Origin of the sequence: Halobacillus sp. A5 (assembly GCF_024189315.1) — a bacterium.
Taxonomy (GTDB): Bacteria; Bacillota; Bacilli; order Bacillales; family Halobacillaceae; genus Halobacillus_A.
Genome location: NZ_JAIZEO010000001.1, coordinates 402,087 through 420,780 on the forward strand (window position 1 = coordinate 402,087; position 18,694 = coordinate 420,780).

The window sequence follows — 18,694 nt, forward strand, 5'->3', positions numbered from 1 at the left end:
CATGCTAACGGAATTATCAATTAAAGATTTTGCTATTATTGATCAAGTATCTATTCAGTTCAAGGAAGGTCTTACTGTACTGACCGGGGAAACAGGAGCAGGAAAATCCATCATTATTGATGCGATCCAGCAATTATCAGGCTCACGTGGATCTGTAGACTTTGTCAGACACGGTGCAGACAAAGCTGATATAGAAGGCTTGTTTACAATAGTAAAAAATCATCCTGTATATGAAAAGGGAGAACTTTACGGCGTAGAAATTGGAGACGAAGGCATGGTGGTCCTGCAGCGCACCATTACAAGTCAGGGTAAAAGCATCTGCCGGGTCAATGGAAAATTGGTTACTTTGGCAATTTTAAAGGAATTTGGAAGGTCTTTAATCGATATACACAGTCAGCATGAGACGCAGTCTCTTATGGATCCTGATCGTCATATAGAATTACTGGACCTTTACGCAAGAAAGGAATTAAAAAGAACTTTAACGGATTACAGAAGACTATATCAGCAGCTCCAAACATTAAAAAAGCGTTATAAAGAATTAAGTGAAAATGAGCAGGAAATGGCACAGAGGTTAGACCTTCTTGAATTTCAATACCGCGAACTGCAGGAGGCTGAATTAACACCACTGGAAGACGAGCTGTTATCTGATGAACGGCAGAAGCTTATGAATTATGAAAAACTATATCAGGGTATTCATGATGCATATTACTCGTTGTATGGAGAACAAAAAGGATTGGACTGGCTTGGTCATGCCATGTCTTCCTTAGAAAGCGCTGCAGATTTCGACGAACAGACAAAAAAGCTATCTGAGGAAATGAGAAATTCTTATTACATCATTGAGGAGTTAAGTTTTCAGTTAAGCACCCAGATGGCAGAACTTGAATTTGATCCTGACCGCTTAGATTTTATTGAAGCCCGGCTAAACGAATTAAACCGATTGAAGAAAAAATATGGGCAGACAGTTGAAGATATGATGGAGTATATTTCACGTATTGAAGAAGAGATCGATGAAATTAAAAATAAAGACTCCCACTTGTCCCGGCTGCAGTCTCAAATCGAAGAGTCAGGCGCAGATGCTGTCCTTGAAGCCAAAAACCTTCATGATATACGGAGAGATGCTGCCTCCAGCCTGGTTCAATCCATTCTTGACGAATTGAAAGACCTGTATCTAGAAAAAGCTGCATTTGATGTAGGGTTCTCTACAAAAGAAGGCTCCTCATCTGATCCCGAAATAAACGGGAAATCAGTTCGATTACATTCAAATGGGATGGATTATATTTCCTTTTTAATTTCAACCAATCCTGGGGAACCTTTAAAAGAAATACATAAGACAGCTTCAGGCGGTGAATTATCTCGGATCATGCTGGCCCTCAAACGAATATTTTCTAAACATCAAGGGGTGACGAGCGTAATCTTTGATGAAGTCGATACAGGAGTAAGTGGAAGGGTGGCCCAGGCAATAGCTGAAAAGATTTATGGGATTTCCAAAGGCTCTCAAGTTCTTTGCATTTCCCATTTACCACAGGTTGCAGCCATGTCGGACACGCACATTAGAATTGAAAAGCATGTGGTAAATGAAAGGACATCTACAGTAGTTAAGGAGCTTACAAATATGGACAAAGCTGATGAAATTTCACGCATGATAACAGGAGCAGAGCTAACCGATACTACAGTAGAGCATGCAAAAGAATTATTGTCGCTGGCAAATAAGCATAAGCAGAACGCATGATGAAATTCATGCGTTTTTTCTTTTGGTGAATGTTTCTTGACTAGGGAATGCATCCTATATTTTCTGTGATTATGCTCGTTTAAAAAAGTGCATTAAGGCCCACATTATAAGTAAGCCAATTGATTGGTTCAGGAGTAAGAAGGAGTGGTAGACCTTGGATAATAAACAAAGGATGAAATATATTCTAGGCTCCATGCTCCTGTTGATGATGCTTGTTATCCCTTTATTAAGTCCACTTCAAGAGTATATATCAATTCCCACCGAGCTAAGATTGTCTTCACAAACGGTTAATGCAGATGCAGACCAAGACATTTCAGTACCTGCGTTTTCAATGGATAAGCAAAATACCTCCAACGCTATATTCCACGAATATGCTGGAATCCCTGTGAAAAAGACAGATATGAAGCGTTTGAAGGATATTCGTTTAGTCCCAGGCGGACAATCGGTAGGAGTCGAATTACAGACTAAGGGTGTATTAGTAGTTGGTCACCACCTTGTTAGTGAAAATAAAGAAAGACAGACATCACCGGGAGAGACTGGAGATATACAAGTAGGAGATATACTTTTAAAAGGAAATGGTCAAGAATTAAATCATATGGAGGACCTTTCCGCGATAGTAAAAGATGCAGGAGAACAGAATAAAGAAATTCAGTTTGATGTCAAGCGTGGTGAGGAGAGATTTCAAACAAGTATAAAGCCACAAATTAATGAAGCTGAAGAGCAGTATCAAATCGGGTTATATGTTCGAGATTCCGCAGCAGGGATTGGGACCATGACGTTTTATGACCCAAACACAAAAAAATACGGGGCATTAGGTCATGTCATTGCCGATATGGACACTAAAAAGCCCATCGAAATCCATGAAGGGACCATCGTAAACTCGCGCGTTACCTCGATTCAAAAAGGAAACCAGGGAGTACCTGGTGAAAAGAAAGCAGAATTTTCTTTAACGGATGACCGGATGGGAACCATTACCAAAAACAGTTCGTTTGGTGTGTTCGGTGAACTTGAACATCCTATTAAGAACGACAAATATAAAGATGGCTTACCAATTGCTTTAGACGATGAAATTAAAGAAGGCCCAGCCAAAATACTCACCGTATTAAACGGAGATGAATTGCAGTCTTTTGATGTTGAGATCATTCGCAACATGCCAAAGGATTCTCCAGTTACAAAAGGAATGATAGTTAAAATTACTGATCCCGAATTACTTGATAAAACAGGTGGAATCGTACAAGGTATGAGTGGAAGTCCGATTATTCAGGATGATAAGATTATTGGTGCTGTAACCCATGTTTTTGTAAATGATCCTACGTCCGGCTACGGGGTTCATATTGAATGGATGATGGAAGAAGCAGGAATTAATATTTATGAACAAGAAGACAAAAAGGCAAGCTGAAGTAAAGGAGGGCCATACACGCTCTCCTTTATTTTTTGTGTTCGACAATATTCGACATTCAATGTAGAAATATATCGAATTATATAGAAAATAAGAGCAAATAGAAGCATTTTAAAGTTTGTCTTATTTTTTGAGAATAAATTTGCTATAATAAAGAGGGTTACCATTCCTGATGTCGAATTCATAATGTAAGGGTCAGGATTATTTTGTAAGGAGGAAGGGTAAAATGGATAAAATCCAAGTGTGCTTAGCTGATGATAACCGTGAACTAGTAAGACTTCTGGAGGACTTTTTCTCAGATGCTAAAGATATTGAAGTGATTGGAACAGCTTTTAATGGAAGAGACTGCCTGGAAATGTTGAAGGAAAAGAAACCTGACGTGCTCATTCTTGACATTATTATGCCTCATGTTGATGGACTAGCTGTTTTGCAGGAGCTTAAGAATAGAGATAAATCCCCTGAGGTGATTATGCTCACGGCATTTGGACAAGAAGAAGTAACGAAAAAAGCCGTAGAATTAGGTGCCGCCTACTTTATGATGAAACCGTTTGATTTAGATCATTTAGGAGAACAGGTCAGACAGATTAAACACGTAGGTGATCCGATTAACCGTGCTATGGGCAGCAGTTACACCAAATCGAAAAAGCCTGATTTAGATACGAGTATTACACACATTATCCATGAAGTCGGGGTTCCTGCACATATTAAAGGTTATTTATATTTAAGAGAAGCCATTACAATGGTTTATACGGATATAGACCTTCTTGGATCCATTACAAAAGTCCTTTATCCAGACATTGCAGCTAAATACAATACAACTGCCTCTAGAGTCGAGCGGGCGATCCGTCACGCTATTGAAGTGGCATGGAACCGCGGCAATATAGAAGCCATCTCGTCATTATTTGGCTATACGATCTCCTCTACAAAAGCAAAACCGACAAACAGCGAATTTATTGCAATGGTTGCAGACCGTTTAAGACTGGAACACAAAGCATCTTAATAATAAACTAAAAATTCTCCTCAGAACATGAGGAGATTTTTTATTTCATCTTCTCGACAGATTATGGTACAATTCTTAATTATTAGACACTTTAGTTCATCATAACAGGGAGTTGTAGAAATGAAAGTCGTAAAATTCGGCGGCAGCTCAGTTGCCGATGCCAGCCAATTAAGAAAAGTAACAGAAATTATTAAAGCAGATCCTCAAAGAAAAGCAATCATAGTCTCTGCGCCAGGAAAACGGCATTCTAAGGACACTAAAACGACTGATTTACTGATAGCACTGGGAGAATCTGTCCAGGTTAACGTAAAAAATCAAGCTATTTACGATCAAGTGATTGAACGCTTTGCTTCAATCGTAAGAGATCTTGAATTGGATCAGTCATTGCTGAATACAATACAGGACCGCATTGACAATGCTTGTAAACTTATTGAATCAGATATCCACCGCGGTATGGATGCTTTAAAATCTTGCGGTGAAGATGGAACGGCTTTAATTTTAAGTGCTTATTTAAATTCGAGGGAACTGGAATCATCTTATGTTAACCCGAAAGATGCAGGTATATTTGTCAGTGACGAGCCTGGCGGGGCTTTAGTACTTGATGAAAGTTTTGAACATTTAAATAAACTAAGAGAAAGAGACGGAGTTCTCGTTATTCCGGGCTTCTTCGGCTTTACACTTGATGGCGATTTAGTCACGTTTTCGCGCGGGGGTTCAGATATTACAGGCTCCATTGTGGCAGCAGGTATGAAAGTGGATTTGTATGAAAACTTTACGGATGTAGACTCTGTTTTCTGTGTAAACCCGATGATAGTGGACCAGCCTAAAGAATTAAAAGCACTCACGTACCGGGAAATGCGTGAATTGTCTTATGCAGGATTTTCAGTTTTTCATGACGAAGCTTTAATTCCAGCTTTTAAAGAAAAGATTCCGGTTTGTATTAAGAATACAAATAATCCAGGTGGTGACGGCACAATGATCGTAGCAGAACTGCCTGAGAGAGACGGACACGTTGCTGGAATTGCTAGTGATTCCGGGTTCTTGAACTTATATGTTAGTAAATACTTGATGAACCGTGAAGTTGGGTTTGGACGCAAACTGCTGCAAATCCTTGAAGAGGAAGGGATCTCTTTTGAGCATGCGCCTTCGGGAATAGATGATATGTCTGTAATTATCAGAGACCACCAGCTCCCCGAAGAGAAGGAAGGACAGGTTAAAGAACGGATTATAAATGAATTAAAAGTTGATACCATATCGATTGAAAGAAATATGGCTATGATTATGATTGTAGGCGAGGGAATGAATGAAGCGATTGGTGTTGCAAGTAAAGCATCGACTGCCTTTAGAGATGCAGATGTTAATATTGATATGATTAACCAGGGATCCTCAGAAGTATCAATGATGTTCGGTATTAAGGATCATGATTTAAACCGGGCTGTACAATCTTTATACCACGCGTTTTTTTAGAAATGAATGAAAGCGAGAAGCCAATTAAAGGCTTCTCGCTTTTTGTTGTTCATAAAGTAAGTGCTTAAGTTCATGAAAGGTATGGTCCTCTTTAGAAGTGAGTTCTTTAAGCAGACACCCGAACAACTCAGCAGTCATAATGGCGTCGTTCAATGCGTGATGTCTTTTACGACTTTTGATATTGAATTTTTTCAAGAGTGGATCAAGCTGAGGTTTCTGGCCCGGATACAAAAATTTAGCCAGCTTTTGCGAATCAATAACGGGTGTACTCATTTTTGGCAGTTTCCACCGCTTCAGCATCGTTTGAACAAATCTCATATCAAACATAGCGGGATGAGCCACTAATACAGAACCTTCACTAAAAGCGAGAAACTCCTGTAAAGAGTCTAAAAATGAATCGGATTGTTCCAGATGCTCCTTAGTTAAACCTGTCAGCTTAAATGTCTGTTTACTAACAGGACGAATGGGCTTCACGAGTTTATAAAAGGTTTTATTGTGAATTGTATCTAATCCATTCATTCTCACCGCGCCAATTGAGATAATTTCATGGCCGATTTCTGGAATGAAGCCGGTTGTTTCCAAATCGAAGATCGTATAATCAATCTCAAGGAGACTCTTTCCAGCTACTTCAGGGTTTTTATACTCTTGTAACCGCACAAACAATTGCTTATGACGATCACTGTTTAAATACGGTCTGATTTTATAATAATATATCGGTTTCTCGAAAAAAATGTATTTAATTATTTGTAAGTCAATAGGAAGCAAGTTACATCACCCTGTTTCGGTTATAGCTTAGTTCAAGTACTTGCTGTAAACGCTTTGCGATACTTAATGCTTCTTTTAAAGCTTTCCGTTCGTCACGATTGAGCTTACTGAGTTTAAGTTCATTTGTTAAGGGTTCGCCGTTATTAAGCTGTTCTAAATTTTCCTTCAGTCTGAATCCCATTAAACGGTGCAGAGAAAGCTTTGCATTTTCAGCATCTCGGGGATGAAACCTTTCTTGCTCAGCCAGGGCGTTCAGACGGCTGACAGTATTAATATTTTCTATTCCATATTTCATGCTGTAAATGCGGATAGCATTTACAATTTGCATGATCGCTGATTTCTTTAAGTTAAGTGTTTTCTTCTTTCCAACCCCTGAAATTCTCCCAAACGGCTGAACGGGCACGCGGAAACGAAGCGTATCCTTCATAAGAAGCTGATGCAGGCCAAGGGAACGTTGTACCCTCCGGGTCACATATTTTTTCAAATCATAAGCTAAAGAAAAATCTCCGAAAATAGGGCGGAAGTCCATAAAGATGGTGAAATCACGAATCTCCTCAGCGTCCATTCTACTTATCCACTGATCAATACTTTCATGCCAGCTGCTCATCTGTTGACGCCATTTCTCTTCTTTGGCCATAATCCCTCCAGTGCAATAAGGAAATCCGCATTCGTTTAACATTTGATTTATTTTCTCGGCTAACAGTTTGAAGTAATTGTTAATCTGTTCTTTGTTTTTGATATGGTCATAATCGTCTAATATCATGCCGTTGTCCTGATCTGTAGAGAAGGCCTGTTCCTTACGACCTTCACTTCCCATAACAAGAAAGCAATAATTAATGGGCGGTGCGCCTAACCCTGAAGCAATCATCTCCTCTTCAGCTATTTGAACAACTTGTTTATGAATACGGTCATTATAGTTTGTAATCAACTCAGCAATATCGTAAGCCATCATGTGGTCATCGATGAGACTGGAAACAAAATCTTGAAAGCGTGAGTTATATAGGGGAGACAGTTCTTTTAATTCGCCAATAGTTTCAGCATTAGAGATCCTGTAAGTTAAGTCAAAGTATACGGAGTTGCTTATAGTGAAAAAGGAAGACTGACGCAGAATTCCAACAATCTTATCTTTATGGTGGACGGGAATGATTTCTGTAGGATGGTGCTTTAAGTAGCTTAACGCATCGTAAATAAATTCCTGATCACTAATCGAATAAGGTTCTTCTGACATATGAAGGTAGACTGGATCTTTATGATTGTTTTCAAAATATGCTTTTAATAAATCACCATAACCGATCATTCCAAGCAGTGTCTGTCTGTCTTCGCTCACTAGCAGAGCCTCTATTTTTTGATGCTGCAGCATTCGAGCAGCTTGTTCTATCGTTTCCTGAGGGTGGATGAACGCAGGCTGTTCCATATAGGCACCTGCTCGTTTTTTATATAACTCACTATCATCATCTTCGTCGGTTGAAGAACTTTTAAATTTCACTTCATCATATAAGCTTTTCATGAGATGACTGATCCCATCCATGACAACTTTAGAGAACTGCGTATTATTGGACATGATTTTCAAAAATGATTCTCTCTTGAAGCAGAGCGTCTTAACTGGTTCTAGAGCTTGTACAGAAAATCTCATTTCCCCGCTTGTCAGTAAAATCATAACTCCGACAAGGTCGCCGGGGTAATAAAACCTCACGGACAGCTGGCGTCCGTTCGAACGGTGCATAATGTTTTTAGCTAAACCCGATAATAAAAAATGAATATCAAACGTATCTTCGTTCTGATCTTCATGAATTATGAATTCATTGCTGCTGTACTCTTTAATGACAGCTTCACTGAAAATTTCATTAAATTCGGTATCAGTTAAGAGATCAAAAGGATATTGAGAACGGTAAAATTTCAACGAATAAGCCAGAGTGGTTTCCTCCTTATAAAGGCACTTTAAGAAGTAGAGAACATAGCCTCTACTTTTTCTTAAATCGTCCTTTAGTTAAATTTCTTTTACGGTCTCTGTGCAAGATGAAACCGCCAATAAATGCAACTCCTCCCACAACACACAGGAGGCCGAATATACCCTGGATTACAATATGAAAAAAAACGGGGTGGTACACATTAAATAGTGCATCCCGTATTAGTTTAATTCCTATAACAGCAATTATTCCGGGAGTTACTAGTAGCAATAGAGCAATCAGGCGCATCAATCATACTCCTTTATTGTTTTCAATCCTCCATCAGTATACCAGAACCACTTCAGCCTGAAAATAAAGTTGTCTCTTGCTAAAGTATGCACAATCATGTACGATTAAAATGCGCAAAAAATTGCAGGGTGTGAAAACTATGAAAAGAGTACTGATCGTTGGGGCGGGTAAAGGCGGCTCAGCGCTGTTAAAATTACTAAATGAAACAGACAAAATGATTGTTGCAGCAATTACGGATATAAATCCAGACGCTGCAGGATTTAAAATAGCAAGTTCTTTTGGGGTTTCAACTGGACAAGATTGGAGAGCTTTTATACATAAAGAGATCGATATTGTAATTGAAGCTACCGGAGATGAGAAGGTTTTTGAACAGATTCGTTCAGAACGTCCTGCTCATACGGTTGTAATTCCTGGTGCCGTTGCTTATATAACTTCTGAATTATTAGAAGAGAAAGAAACGCTTTTAAAAGAATTTAAACAGCAGACAAATAATCAGGATTTAATTCTAAATAGTATACATGACGGGATGATCGTCATTGATCGATACGCACAAGTATCGTTCTTAAATAAGAGCGGGGAAAAGATTCTTGATAAGTCAAGAGAATCTGTAGTAGGGAAAGATGTAAGAGAAATCATACCTGGGTCAGGACTGCCGCAGATACTAGAAACGAAAACTAAAGAATTAAATCAGGAGCTAGAGATAGAGAATGGGAAAAAAGTAATAACTACAAGAATTCCATTGATAGGCTCAGATCAGGAGCTGCTGGGAGCTTATGCAGTATTTAAAGATATAACTGAAGTTGTGGAACTGGCAGAAGAGATAACTGACTTAAAAGAAGTTAAAACTATGCTTGAAGCTATAATTCACTCCTCTGATGAAGCGATTTCCGTCGTAGATGAAAATGGAAGCGGTTTAATGATTAACCCGGCGTATACCCGGATCACCGGTCTTGAAGAAAGAGAGGTAATCGGTAAACCGGCTACCGTAGATATTTCAGAAGGTGAAAGTATGCATATGAAAGTATTAAATACAAGGCGTGCCGTACGCGGGGTAAGGATGAAAGTAGGACCTGCCAAAAAAGAAGTAGTGGTTAATGTTGCTCCAGTAATTGTGGATGGAGATGTCAAGGGGAGTGTAGGTGTTCTTCATGACGTTACTGAAATTCAATCTTTGACCAGTGAATTAAAGAGAGCAAGGCAGATTATCCGTAACCTAGAAGCTAAATATACGTTCGCTGATATCACCGGAGATTCTCAAGAGCTGACTCTTGCACTTGAGCAGGCAAGGGTAGGGGCTAAAACTCCGGCGACAGTCCTTCTCCGTGGAGAGTCTGGCACTGGAAAAGAATTGTTTGCCCATGCTATTCATAATGAAAGCAATCGGCGCCACAATAAATTCATAAGAGTTAATTGTGCTTCTATAGCAGAATCACAGCTTGAGAGTGAGTTGTTTGGGTATGAGGATGGAGCGTTTGAAGGGGCAAAGCAAGGCGGGAAAAAGGGGTACTTTGAGGAAGCAAATTATGGAAGTATCTTTCTCGATGAAATATCGGAACTGACTCTGCCTATGCAGGCAAAGCTTCTTCGGGTATTGCAGGAGAAAGAAATCGTTCGTGTAGGCGGAACAAAACCAGTAATCGTTGACGTGAGAGTAATTGCTGCAACCAATATTAATTTGGAAAAAGCAATCATGCGTAAGACTTTTAGGGATGATCTGTATTATCGTCTAAGCCGTCTGCCGATTTATATTCCTCCTCTAAGAGAAAGGAAAGAAGATTTGGAACCGTTAATTACCCATTTAATCCAAAAGCTGAACGAGGACTATGGACGAAATGTTCGTACAATAGAGGATGAAGCTTTTGAAAAACTAATGGATTACGACTGGCCGGGTAACGTCCGCGAACTTGAAAACGTGGTCAGCCGGGCGATGATCTTTATGGAGCATACGGAGGAAGTCATCCGAAAAAGCCATATTCCTTCCTTAATGAATTCGGAAGCAGCCCATGATGGAGAAGAAGCTGCCTGGCAGAGGTCCAGTCTACAGGAAGCCGTTGATGAATATGAGAAAAGTTTATTGACAGATGCGTTTAAAACACATAATTTCAATAAAACAAAAACGGCTAAGGCACTGGGGATCTCGATACGAAATTTATATTACAAGCTTGAGAAATATCAGCTGGATAAAGATGATTTGCAAGGATTTTCATAGTATGCAAAAAGGGGAGTGGAGGAATGGAAGCACTCAGCGAACTTATCTCCAGGTTAGAAAATCAATCATTAAAAAGAGCAGCGGTCGCCCAGGCTGCAGATAGAGAAGTTCTGCTCGCTGTAAAAAGAGCTCGGGAGCTTAATATGGCTTCTTTTATTCTAACAGGAAGTAAAATTGAAGTGCAGCGGATAGCTGAAGAAATTGATTTTGCAGTAGAATCAGACAGCGAAGTTCATTTTATTGACTGTTCTAAGGAAGAAGCCGCTGTTGAAGCAGTCAGAGCTGTAAATAGAGGGGAAGCCCAGCTGGTAATGAAAGGAAACGTGGATACTAAGACTTTATTAAAAGCTGTTCTCGACAAACAATATGGTCTGAGAACGGGTAGTATTTTGTCCCATGTTGCCTTATTTGAGATTCCCGGCCAGGATCGATTACTCTTTCTTACAGATTCAGCAATGAATATTGCCCCAACCCTCGAGGAAAAGGTTCAAATTGTTAAAAATGCTGTAGATGTGGCGCAAAAGAACGGATGGGAGACTCCAAGGGTTGCACCATTAGCCGCGGTTGAGGTCGTAAATCCAGCGATGCCAGCTACTATTGACGCTGCATCACTTACTCAAATGAATCGAAGAGGACAAATAAAAGGTTGTATCATTGATGGACCTTTAGCATTTGATAACGCCATCAGCATGTCAGCTGCTGAACAAAAGGGAGTTATTTCAGATGTAGCCGGGAAAGCTGATATTTTAATGGTCCCGACGATTGAAGTTGCCAATGCTTTATACAAATCATTTATGTATTTTGCTGGAGGCAGAGTAGCGGCAGTTATAAGTGGGGCAAGTGCTCCAATCGTGCTTACTTCAAGGTCAGACTCGGCTGAAAGCAAAGTATATTCTCTAGCATTAGCCATACATTCAAGCAGTAATTAGGAGGAATAGGAAATGGAAATTTTTAAGTACATGGACAAATATGATTACGAGCAGCTCGTTATGTGTCATGATAAAGCATCAGGGTTAAAAGCGATTATAGCCATTCATGACACGACGTTAGGTCCGGCACTGGGCGGTACAAGAATGTGGACTTATGCCAGTGAAGAAGACGCAATAGAAGATGCCCTTCGTCTTGCTAAAGGAATGACTTACAAAAATGCTGCGGCTGGTTTGAACCTTGGCGGTGGAAAAACGGTCATTATCGGTAATCCTCGAGAGGATAAAAATGAGGCAATGTTCCGCGCGTTTGGTCGTTATATACAAGGTTTAAACGGTAGATATATTACGGCTGAAGATGTAGGGACGACGGTACAGGACATGGATTTGATCCATGAAGAGACAGATTACGTTACAGGTATTTCACCAGCCTTTGGATCTTCAGGAAACCCCTCTCCAGTTACTGCTTACGGAGTATACAGAGGAATGAAGGCAGCTGCTAAAGAAGGTTTCGGAAGTGATTTACTAGAAGGAAAAACCATAGCTGTTCAAGGTATAGGAAACGTAGCTTATGATTTATGCCGTCATCTTCATGAAGATGGTGCACACTTAATTGTTACAGATATTAATGAAGAAGCAGTTCAAAAAGCAGTGGAAGATTTTGGTGCTCAAGCAGTTGGAATTGACGAGATTTATGGAGTCGAGTGCGATATTTATGCACCATGTGCCTTAGGTGCTACAATTAACGATGAAACGATTCCTCAATTAAAAGCCAAAGTAATTGCAGGTGCTGCAAATAATCAGTTAAAAGAGACAAAGCATGGAGATATTTTGCATGAAAAAGGTGTCATCTATACGCCTGACTATGTTATAAACGCAGGTGGGGTAATAAACGTAGCTGATGAATTACATGGCTACAACAAAGATCGTGCGATGAAACGGGTAGAAACGATTTATGATAATGTGTCCAGAGTATTTGAAATCTCCAGACGAGACAACATACCTACGTACGTAGCTGCAGATAGAATGGCTGAAGAGCGAATAGAAGCGATGCGACAATCGCGCAGTCAATTTTTACAAAACGGCCATCATATTCTGAGCCGAAGATAGATAACGGAGGGTATTGGAGTTGCAGATACATCAAATATTAGTTATTAATCCTGGATCCACATCTACGAAGATCGGGGTATTTCAGGATACAGAAATTATCTTTGAGAAAACGATTCGCCACTCTCATGAGGAACTGAATGAATTTACTTATATTATCGACCAATACGATTTTAGAAAAAATGTTATTCTTAAGGAACTGAGCAAGGCAGATGTGAATATTTCTGCCTTAAGTGCGGTCTGTGGACGAGGCGGGCTGCTGCACCCTATTGAAGGCGGTACGTATGAAGTAAATGAGGCAATGCTCGAAGACTTAAAGAATGGATATAATGGTGAACATGCATCAAATCTAGGCGGGATTATCGCAAATGAGATCGCTAAGAGTTTAGATGTTTCTGCTTACATTGTAGATCCTGTTGTGGTAGATGAGCTACAAGATATAGCTAGAATGTCCGGCGTTCCTGAAATTCCAAGGAAAAGTATCTTCCATGCTTTAAATCAAAAGGCCGTAGCAAGAAGGGTTTCTGATGATCTTGGGAAACCATACAGCAGAGCCCGTCTTATTGTGACCCATATGGGGGGAGGAATAACGATTGGAGCTCATTCCGGCGGCCGGGTTATTGACGTAAACAACGGACTTCATGGAGACGGACCTTTCTCACCTGAACGTGCAGGAACAGTCCCGGCCGGGGATCTCGTGTCGATGTGTTTCTCCGGTCAATATTATCGTGAGGAAGTTATGAAAAAGCTTGTCGGACAGGGTGGGATTATGGCTTATCTCGATACTAACGATGGGGTTGAGGTAGAAAAGATGATAGAGCGCGGCGACGTCAAGGCAAAACTAATTTATGAAGCCATGGCTTATCAAATTGCTAAAGAAATAGGCAGTATGAGTGCGGTACTGGAAGGGAAAGTAGATGCTATTGCCTTAACCGGCGGTCTTGCCTATGGAAAGGCCTTTACAGAAGAGATCAAAAAAAGGGTCAACTGGATTTCTGATGTTTTCATTTATCCTGGTGAAAATGAGCTTGAGGCTTTAAATGAAGGGACACTGCGTGTGTTAAACAAAGAGGAGCTTCCGAAACACTATCCAAACTTTGTTGAATAAAAGGAGTCGTTTAGAATGGCAGAAGAATATGACTTAGTTGTATTAGGCGGGGGTACAGGCGGATATGTAGCAGCCATTCGTGCTTCCAAGCTGGGTTTAAAAGTGGCAGTAGTAGAAAAAAGAGAGATGGGAGGTACATGTCTTCATAGGGGATGTATTCCTTCAAAAGCATTGCTGCGAAGTGCTGAAGTGTTCAGGCAGACCAGGGATGCGAATCAATTTGGCATCGAAACTTCTGAGCCTGTGATAAACTTTATCAAAGTCCAGGAACGGAAGCAGTCGATTGTAGATACGTTACATAATGGCGTGCAAGGACTGATGAAAAAAGGAAAAATCGACATTTTCGAAGGATTTGGACGTATCCTCGGCCCTTCCATTTTCTCCCCTTCCGCTGGAACAATCTCTGTGGAGTTAAATAATGGGGAAGAGAATGAAATGCTCATTCCTAAAAATGTTTTAATTGCTACGGGATCAAGTCCTAAAACTTTACCAGGACTTGATATTGATGGAGAATATGTAATGACTTCTGATGAAGCACTTAATATGCAGGAGCTCCCAAAATCAATTATTATTGTAGGCGGCGGAGTTATAGGTATTGAGTGGGCATCAATGCTTGCTGATTTTGGAGTTGAAGTAACCGTGCTCGAATACTTACCTTCTATTTTGCCGACGGAGGACGAAGAGGTCGCAAAAGAAATGTCGCGGCAGCTTAAACAAAAAGGAGTCAACATTATTACAAATGTTGAAGTATTACCCGAAACTCTGAAGACGGATCAACAAGTTGTCATTCAAGGAAAAGTAAATGAAGCCACCGAAACCTATGAAGCGGATCGTATGTTAGTTTCAGTCGGCCGGTCAGCTAATGTTACAAATATTGGTCTTGAGAATACTGATATCGAAACGGAAAATGGAGCGATTAAAACCAATAATTATTATCAAACGAAGGAATCTCATATCTATGCTATTGGTGATGTTATAGGCGGGATGCAGCTTGCTCATGTTGCTTCTCATGAAGGGATAACGGCGGTCGAACATATGGCAGATAAGCATCCTCATGTGTTAAATTATGACCAGGTACCAACTTGCATTTATTCCAGTCCTGAAGCAGCCAGTGTAGGTCTTACGGAAAAACAGGCGATAGATCAAGGCTATGAAGTTAAAACTGGAAAATTTCCATTTAAAGCAATTGGTAAAGCCCTTGTTTTTGGGGAAACAGAAGGATTTGTAAAGATTATCGCTAATAAGACAAATAATGATTTACTCGGCGTCCATATGGTAGGACCTCATGTGACAGATATGATCTCCGAAGCTGGGCTCGCTAAAGTTCTTGATGCCACTCCTTGGGAAATTGCAGAAACTATCCATCCACATCCTACGCTGTCAGAAGCAATAGGTGAAGCTGCAATGGCTGTTGATGGCAATCAAATTCACGGATAATTATTAAAGGAGGAATTCCTGTGGCTGAAAATCGTCATAAATCGTTAGGGTTAAGTGATGACGAAGTACTGGACATGTTTCGTACTATGTTATTAGCTCGTAAAATTGATGAAAGAATGTGGCTGTTAAACAGAGCCGGAAAAATTCCATTTGTTATATCGTGTCAGGGGCAGGAAGCTGCTCAAGTTGGAGCGTCCTATGCACTCGACCGGCAGAAAGATTACGCTTTACCTTATTACAGGGACATGGGGGTAGTATTGGCATTTGGAATGACTGCAAAAGATCTAATGCTGTCCGGCTTCGCTAAAGCTGAAGATCCGAACTCAGGAGGCAGGCAGATGCCGGGTCACTTTGGTCAGAAGAAAAATCGCATTGTGACAGGTTCATCTCCAGTAACCACTCAAGTACCTCATGCAGTAGGTATTGCACTGGCTGGAAAGATGGAAAACAAAGATTTTGTTTCTTTTGTTACCTTTGGAGAAGGCTCTTCAAACCAGGGCGACTTCCATGAAGGAGCCAATTTTGCAGGAGTTCATAAACTGCCAGTTATATTTATGGTGGAAAATAATAAATATGCGATCTCAGTTCCCGTCTCCAAGCAGCTGGCATGTGAAAAAGTATCAGATCGTGCAATCGGATACGGCATGCCCGGGCATACCGTTGATGGAAATGATCCATTAGCTGTTTATGAGGTCGTGAAGGAAGCAGCTGAGAGAGGCCGCAGCGGAAAAGGACCAACGTTAATCGAAGCTGTGTCCTACCGTCTCACTCCGCACTCCAGTGATGATGATGACCGTACCTATCGGGAGCGCGGTGAAGTTGATGAAGCTAAGAAAAAGGATTCAATCTTAACATTTGCTCAATACTTAAGAGAGCAAGGTGTATTAACTGAAGATAAGGAAGAAGAATTAAATAAGGAACTGGATCAAATCGTAAATGAAGCTACAGATTATGCGGAAAATGCGGTTTATGCAGAAGCGGAATCTGCATTGAACTTTGTCTACGAAGAGTAAGGAGGGGGAGATCGTATGGCGGTAATATCTTATATACAAGCAGTCACCCAGGCATTAAAAGAAGAAATGCAGCGTGATGAGAAAGTATTTGTATTAGGGGAGGATGTCGGGAAACGCGGTGGTGTCTTCCGGGCTACCGATGGATTATACGAAGAATTTGGTGAAGCAAGAGTGTTGGATACACCCCTGGCCGAATCAGCCATTGCAGGAGTGGGAATTGGTGCTGCGATGTACGGGCTGCGTCCTGTAGCAGAAATGCAGTTTGCTGATTTTATTATGCCTGCAGTCAACCAAATTATTTCAGAAGCGGCTAAAACGAGATACCGATCAAATAACGATTGGTCTGTACCAATGACAATTCGTGCTCCTTACGGCGGAGGTGTTCACGGGGCTCTTTATCATTCTCAGTCAGTGGAAGCTGTATTTGCTAATCAGCCAGGATTGAAAATTGTTATGCCTTCCACTCCTTACGATGTAAAAGGGCTTCTCAAAGCATCCATTCGAGACAATGACCCTGTTCTCTTTTTCGAACACAAGAGAGCCTATCGGTTAATTAAAGGGGAAGTGCCCGATGAAGATTATACACTTCCTATCGGAAAAGCCGATATAAAACGTGAAGGGACAGATATAACAGTCATAACCTACGGATTGTGTGTCCACTTTGCTTTACAGGCTGCGGAGAAATTAGCTGAAGAAGGCATCGATGCACACATTTTAGACTTGAGAACAGTCTATCCGCTCGATAAGGAGGCCATCATCGAAGCTGCCGCTAAGACTGGAAAAGTGCTGCTGGTAACTGAGGATAATAAGGAAGGCGGCATTATTTCCGAAGTTTCGGCAATTATAAGTGAAAACTGTTTGTTTGACCTTGATGCACCGGTTAAACGTTTAGCAGGCCCGGATATTCCATCTATGCCTTATGCACCTACGATGGAAAAATACTTCATGATGAATCCTGATAAAGTTGAAAAAGCTATGCGCGACTTAGCTGAATTTTAATATAGAGGAGTTGTTCCCATGGGGTTAGAAAAAATCAACATGCCTCAGCTCGGAGAAAGTGTTACAGAAGGTACGATAAGCTCGTGGCTCGTGCAGCCAGGCGATAAAGTGAATAAATACGATCCTATTGCCGAGGTAATGACAGATAAAGTAAATGCTGAAGTGCCATCCTCCTTCACTGGGACAATCAAAGAACTTGCAGCTAAAGAAGATGATACAATCGAAGTCGGTGAGTTGATGTGCTACATTGAAGTAGATGGCGCATCCAGTGATAAAGAAGCACAGGGCGATAAAGAAACTGTCAAAGAAAACGACGGAGAAGTCAAGAAAGAAATTCCTGCTTCACAAGCGCCGGCGGACAAAAATGAACAACCAGCGCAGACAAATCAAACTAGTAAAAAACGCTACTCCCCGGCAGTAATGACACTTGCTCAGGAGCATAATATCGATTTAAACGAGATAGACGGCTCAGGACGCGACGGACGTATTACGAGAAAAGATTTAGAAAACATTATTAAAAACGGTGATATTCCTACTCCTTCTTCTAGTAAGGAAGTGTCAGAGGATGACCGGCAGACATCTGCTTCAAAACCATCTTCAGAGGGTATAAAAACAGAAGATGGCGATATTGAGATTCCTGTAACTGGAGTAAGAAAAGCTATAGCTCAGAATATGGTGAAGTCTACTACTGAAATTCCTCATGCCTGGATGATGGTGGAAGTCGATGTAACCGGCCTGGTGGAGTTAAGGAATTCGCTAAAAGATGAGTTTAAGCAAAAAGAAGGATATAGTTTGACCTTTTTCTCTTTCTTTGTAAAAGCAGCAGCTCAAGCATTAAAAGAGTATCCGCAGTTAAACAGCACGTGGGCTGGAGATAAAATTATTCAGCGTAAAGCCATCAACTTAAATATAGCCGTAGCAAAAGAGAACGAGCTGTTCGTTCCCGTAATCAGGGATGCTGACGAGAAAAGCATTAAAGGGATTGCCAAGGATATTACAGGGCTGGCTGCAAAAGCCAGAAAAGGCAAGCTGACCTCTAAAGATATGGAGGGAGGCACGTTTACAGTCAACAATACAGGCTCTTTTGGTTCTGTTCAATCCATGGGTGTAATTAATCATCCGCAGGCTGCTATTCTTCAAGTCGAATCAATTGTGAAGAAACCGGTGTTCCAGGATGGAATGTTCGGCGCTCGTGACATGGTGAACCTTTGTTTATCATTAGACCATCGTGTGCTCGATGGTTTGGTTGCAGGAAATTTCTTAGCACGTCTTAAAGAAATATTGGAAAATATGAATAAAGAACACACTTCAATATACTAACGCACAACCCCCGGCTGATA

15 protein-coding genes are annotated in these 18,694 nt (G+C 40.8%); 12 read left to right on the plus strand and 3 right to left on the minus strand.

The window, feature by feature from the left end; translation table 11 throughout:
• Position 1: 1 nt before the first annotated feature.
• The 4 genes from recN to LF822_RS02150 all read left to right on the plus strand — a co-directional run bounded on the left by recN (position 2) and on the right by LF822_RS02150 (position 5,595).
• Entirely contained in the window at positions 2 to 1,729 is a 1,728-nt protein-coding gene (recN, locus tag LF822_RS02135) for a DNA repair protein RecN (RefSeq protein WP_253922313.1), read from the plus strand.
• Between the two features lie 154 nt (positions 1,730 to 1,883).
• The gene (gene spoIVB, locus LF822_RS02140; RefSeq protein ID WP_253922314.1) at positions 1,884 to 3,128 is read left to right on the plus strand and encodes a SpoIVB peptidase; all 1,245 of its coding nucleotides are present in this window, start codon (positions 1,884 to 1,886) and stop codon (positions 3,126 to 3,128) included.
• 226 nt (positions 3,129 to 3,354) lie between these two features.
• Entirely contained in the window at positions 3,355 to 4,128 is a 774-nt protein-coding gene (spo0A, locus tag LF822_RS02145; RefSeq protein ID WP_253922315.1) for a sporulation transcription factor Spo0A, read from the plus strand.
• A 120-nt stretch (positions 4,129 to 4,248) separates the two neighbouring features.
• On the plus strand, positions 4,249 to 5,595 hold the full coding sequence (locus LF822_RS02150) for an aspartate kinase (RefSeq protein ID WP_253922316.1): 1,347 nt from the start codon (positions 4,249 to 4,251) through the stop codon (positions 5,593 to 5,595).
• A 24-nt stretch (positions 5,596 to 5,619) separates the two neighbouring features.
• Here LF822_RS02150 and LF822_RS02155 read toward each other — a convergent pair whose 3' ends face one another.
• The 3 genes from LF822_RS02155 to LF822_RS02165 all read right to left on the minus strand — a co-directional run bounded on the left by LF822_RS02155 (position 5,620) and on the right by LF822_RS02165 (position 8,555).
• Positions 5,620 to 6,360, minus strand: a complete 741-nt coding sequence (locus LF822_RS02155; protein ID WP_253922317.1) for a 3'-5' exonuclease — start codon at positions 6,358 to 6,360, stop codon at positions 5,620 to 5,622.
• Between the two features lies 1 nt (position 6,361).
• The gene (locus LF822_RS02160; protein WP_253922318.1) at positions 6,362 to 8,260 is read right to left on the minus strand and encodes a DUF294 nucleotidyltransferase-like domain-containing protein; all 1,899 of its coding nucleotides are present in this window, start codon (positions 8,258 to 8,260) and stop codon (positions 6,362 to 6,364) included.
• 61 nt (positions 8,261 to 8,321) lie between these two features.
• On the minus strand, positions 8,322 to 8,555 hold the full coding sequence (locus LF822_RS02165; RefSeq protein WP_253922319.1) for a DUF2627 domain-containing protein: 234 nt from the start codon (positions 8,553 to 8,555) through the stop codon (positions 8,322 to 8,324).
• Positions 8,556 to 8,694: 139 nt separating this feature from the next.
• Between LF822_RS02165 and LF822_RS02170 the strand changes: the two genes are divergently transcribed.
• The 8 genes from LF822_RS02170 to LF822_RS02205 all read left to right on the plus strand — a co-directional run bounded on the left by LF822_RS02170 (position 8,695) and on the right by LF822_RS02205 (position 18,674).
• On the plus strand, positions 8,695 to 10,764 hold the full coding sequence (locus LF822_RS02170; RefSeq protein WP_253922320.1) for a sigma 54-interacting transcriptional regulator: 2,070 nt from the start codon (positions 8,695 to 8,697) through the stop codon (positions 10,762 to 10,764).
• Positions 10,765 to 10,787: 23 nt separating this feature from the next.
• Positions 10,788 to 11,693, plus strand: coding sequence for a phosphate butyryltransferase (yqiS, locus tag LF822_RS02175; RefSeq protein ID WP_253922321.1), 906 nt, complete (start codon positions 10,788 to 10,790; stop codon positions 11,691 to 11,693).
• 12 nt (positions 11,694 to 11,705) lie between these two features.
• Entirely contained in the window at positions 11,706 to 12,800 is a 1,095-nt protein-coding gene (gene bcd / locus LF822_RS02180; RefSeq protein WP_253922322.1) for a branched-chain amino acid dehydrogenase, read from the plus strand.
• Between the two features lie 19 nt (positions 12,801 to 12,819).
• The gene (buk, locus tag LF822_RS02185) at positions 12,820 to 13,905 is read left to right on the plus strand and encodes a butyrate kinase (protein ID WP_371925812.1); all 1,086 of its coding nucleotides are present in this window, start codon (positions 12,820 to 12,822) and stop codon (positions 13,903 to 13,905) included.
• 15 nt (positions 13,906 to 13,920) lie between these two features.
• Positions 13,921 to 15,342, plus strand: a complete 1,422-nt coding sequence (gene lpdA / locus LF822_RS02190; protein WP_253922324.1) for a dihydrolipoyl dehydrogenase — start codon at positions 13,921 to 13,923, stop codon at positions 15,340 to 15,342.
• Between the two features lie 74 nt (positions 15,343 to 15,416).
• Positions 15,417 to 16,355: a thiamine pyrophosphate-dependent dehydrogenase E1 component subunit alpha gene (locus LF822_RS02195; RefSeq protein WP_253923434.1), complete on the plus strand. Its 939-nt coding sequence runs from the start codon at positions 15,417 to 15,419 to the stop codon at positions 16,353 to 16,355.
• A gap of 15 nt (positions 16,356 to 16,370) precedes the next feature.
• On the plus strand, positions 16,371 to 17,354 hold the full coding sequence (locus tag LF822_RS02200) for an alpha-ketoacid dehydrogenase subunit beta (protein ID WP_253922325.1): 984 nt from the start codon (positions 16,371 to 16,373) through the stop codon (positions 17,352 to 17,354).
• 18 nt (positions 17,355 to 17,372) lie between these two features.
• The gene (locus tag LF822_RS02205; protein WP_253922326.1) at positions 17,373 to 18,674 is read left to right on the plus strand and encodes a dihydrolipoamide acetyltransferase family protein; all 1,302 of its coding nucleotides are present in this window, start codon (positions 17,373 to 17,375) and stop codon (positions 18,672 to 18,674) included.
• Positions 18,675 to 18,694 lie beyond the last annotated feature (20 nt).

What these genes read in the sequence shown, in the direction of transcription:
- LF822_RS02170 (WP_253922320.1), top strand. Translation starts at nt 8,695, where the DNA reads ATGAAAAGAGTACTGATCGTTGGGGCGGGTAAAGGCGGCTCAGCGCTG.
- recN (WP_253922313.1), top strand. Translation starts at nt 2, where the DNA reads ATGCTAACGGAATTATCAATTAAAGATTTTGCTATTATTGATCAAGTA.
- yqiS (WP_253922321.1), top strand. Translation starts at nt 10,788, where the DNA reads ATGGAAGCACTCAGCGAACTTATCTCCAGGTTAGAAAATCAATCATTA.
- lpdA (WP_253922324.1), top strand. Translation starts at nt 13,921, where the DNA reads ATGGCAGAAGAATATGACTTAGTTGTATTAGGCGGGGGTACAGGCGGA.
- LF822_RS02200 (WP_253922325.1), top strand. Translation starts at nt 16,371, where the DNA reads ATGGCGGTAATATCTTATATACAAGCAGTCACCCAGGCATTAAAAGAA.
- LF822_RS02150 (WP_253922316.1), top strand. Translation starts at nt 4,249, where the DNA reads ATGAAAGTCGTAAAATTCGGCGGCAGCTCAGTTGCCGATGCCAGCCAA.
- LF822_RS02195 (WP_253923434.1), top strand. Translation starts at nt 15,417, where the DNA reads ATGTTTCGTACTATGTTATTAGCTCGTAAAATTGATGAAAGAATGTGG.
- LF822_RS02205 (WP_253922326.1), top strand. Translation starts at nt 17,373, where the DNA reads ATGGGGTTAGAAAAAATCAACATGCCTCAGCTCGGAGAAAGTGTTACA.
- LF822_RS02165 (WP_253922319.1), bottom strand. Translation starts at nt 8,555, where the DNA reads ATGCGCCTGATTGCTCTATTGCTACTAGTAACTCCCGGAATAATTGCT.
- bcd (WP_253922322.1), top strand. Translation starts at nt 11,706, where the DNA reads ATGGAAATTTTTAAGTACATGGACAAATATGATTACGAGCAGCTCGTT.
- spo0A (WP_253922315.1), top strand. Translation starts at nt 3,355, where the DNA reads ATGGATAAAATCCAAGTGTGCTTAGCTGATGATAACCGTGAACTAGTA.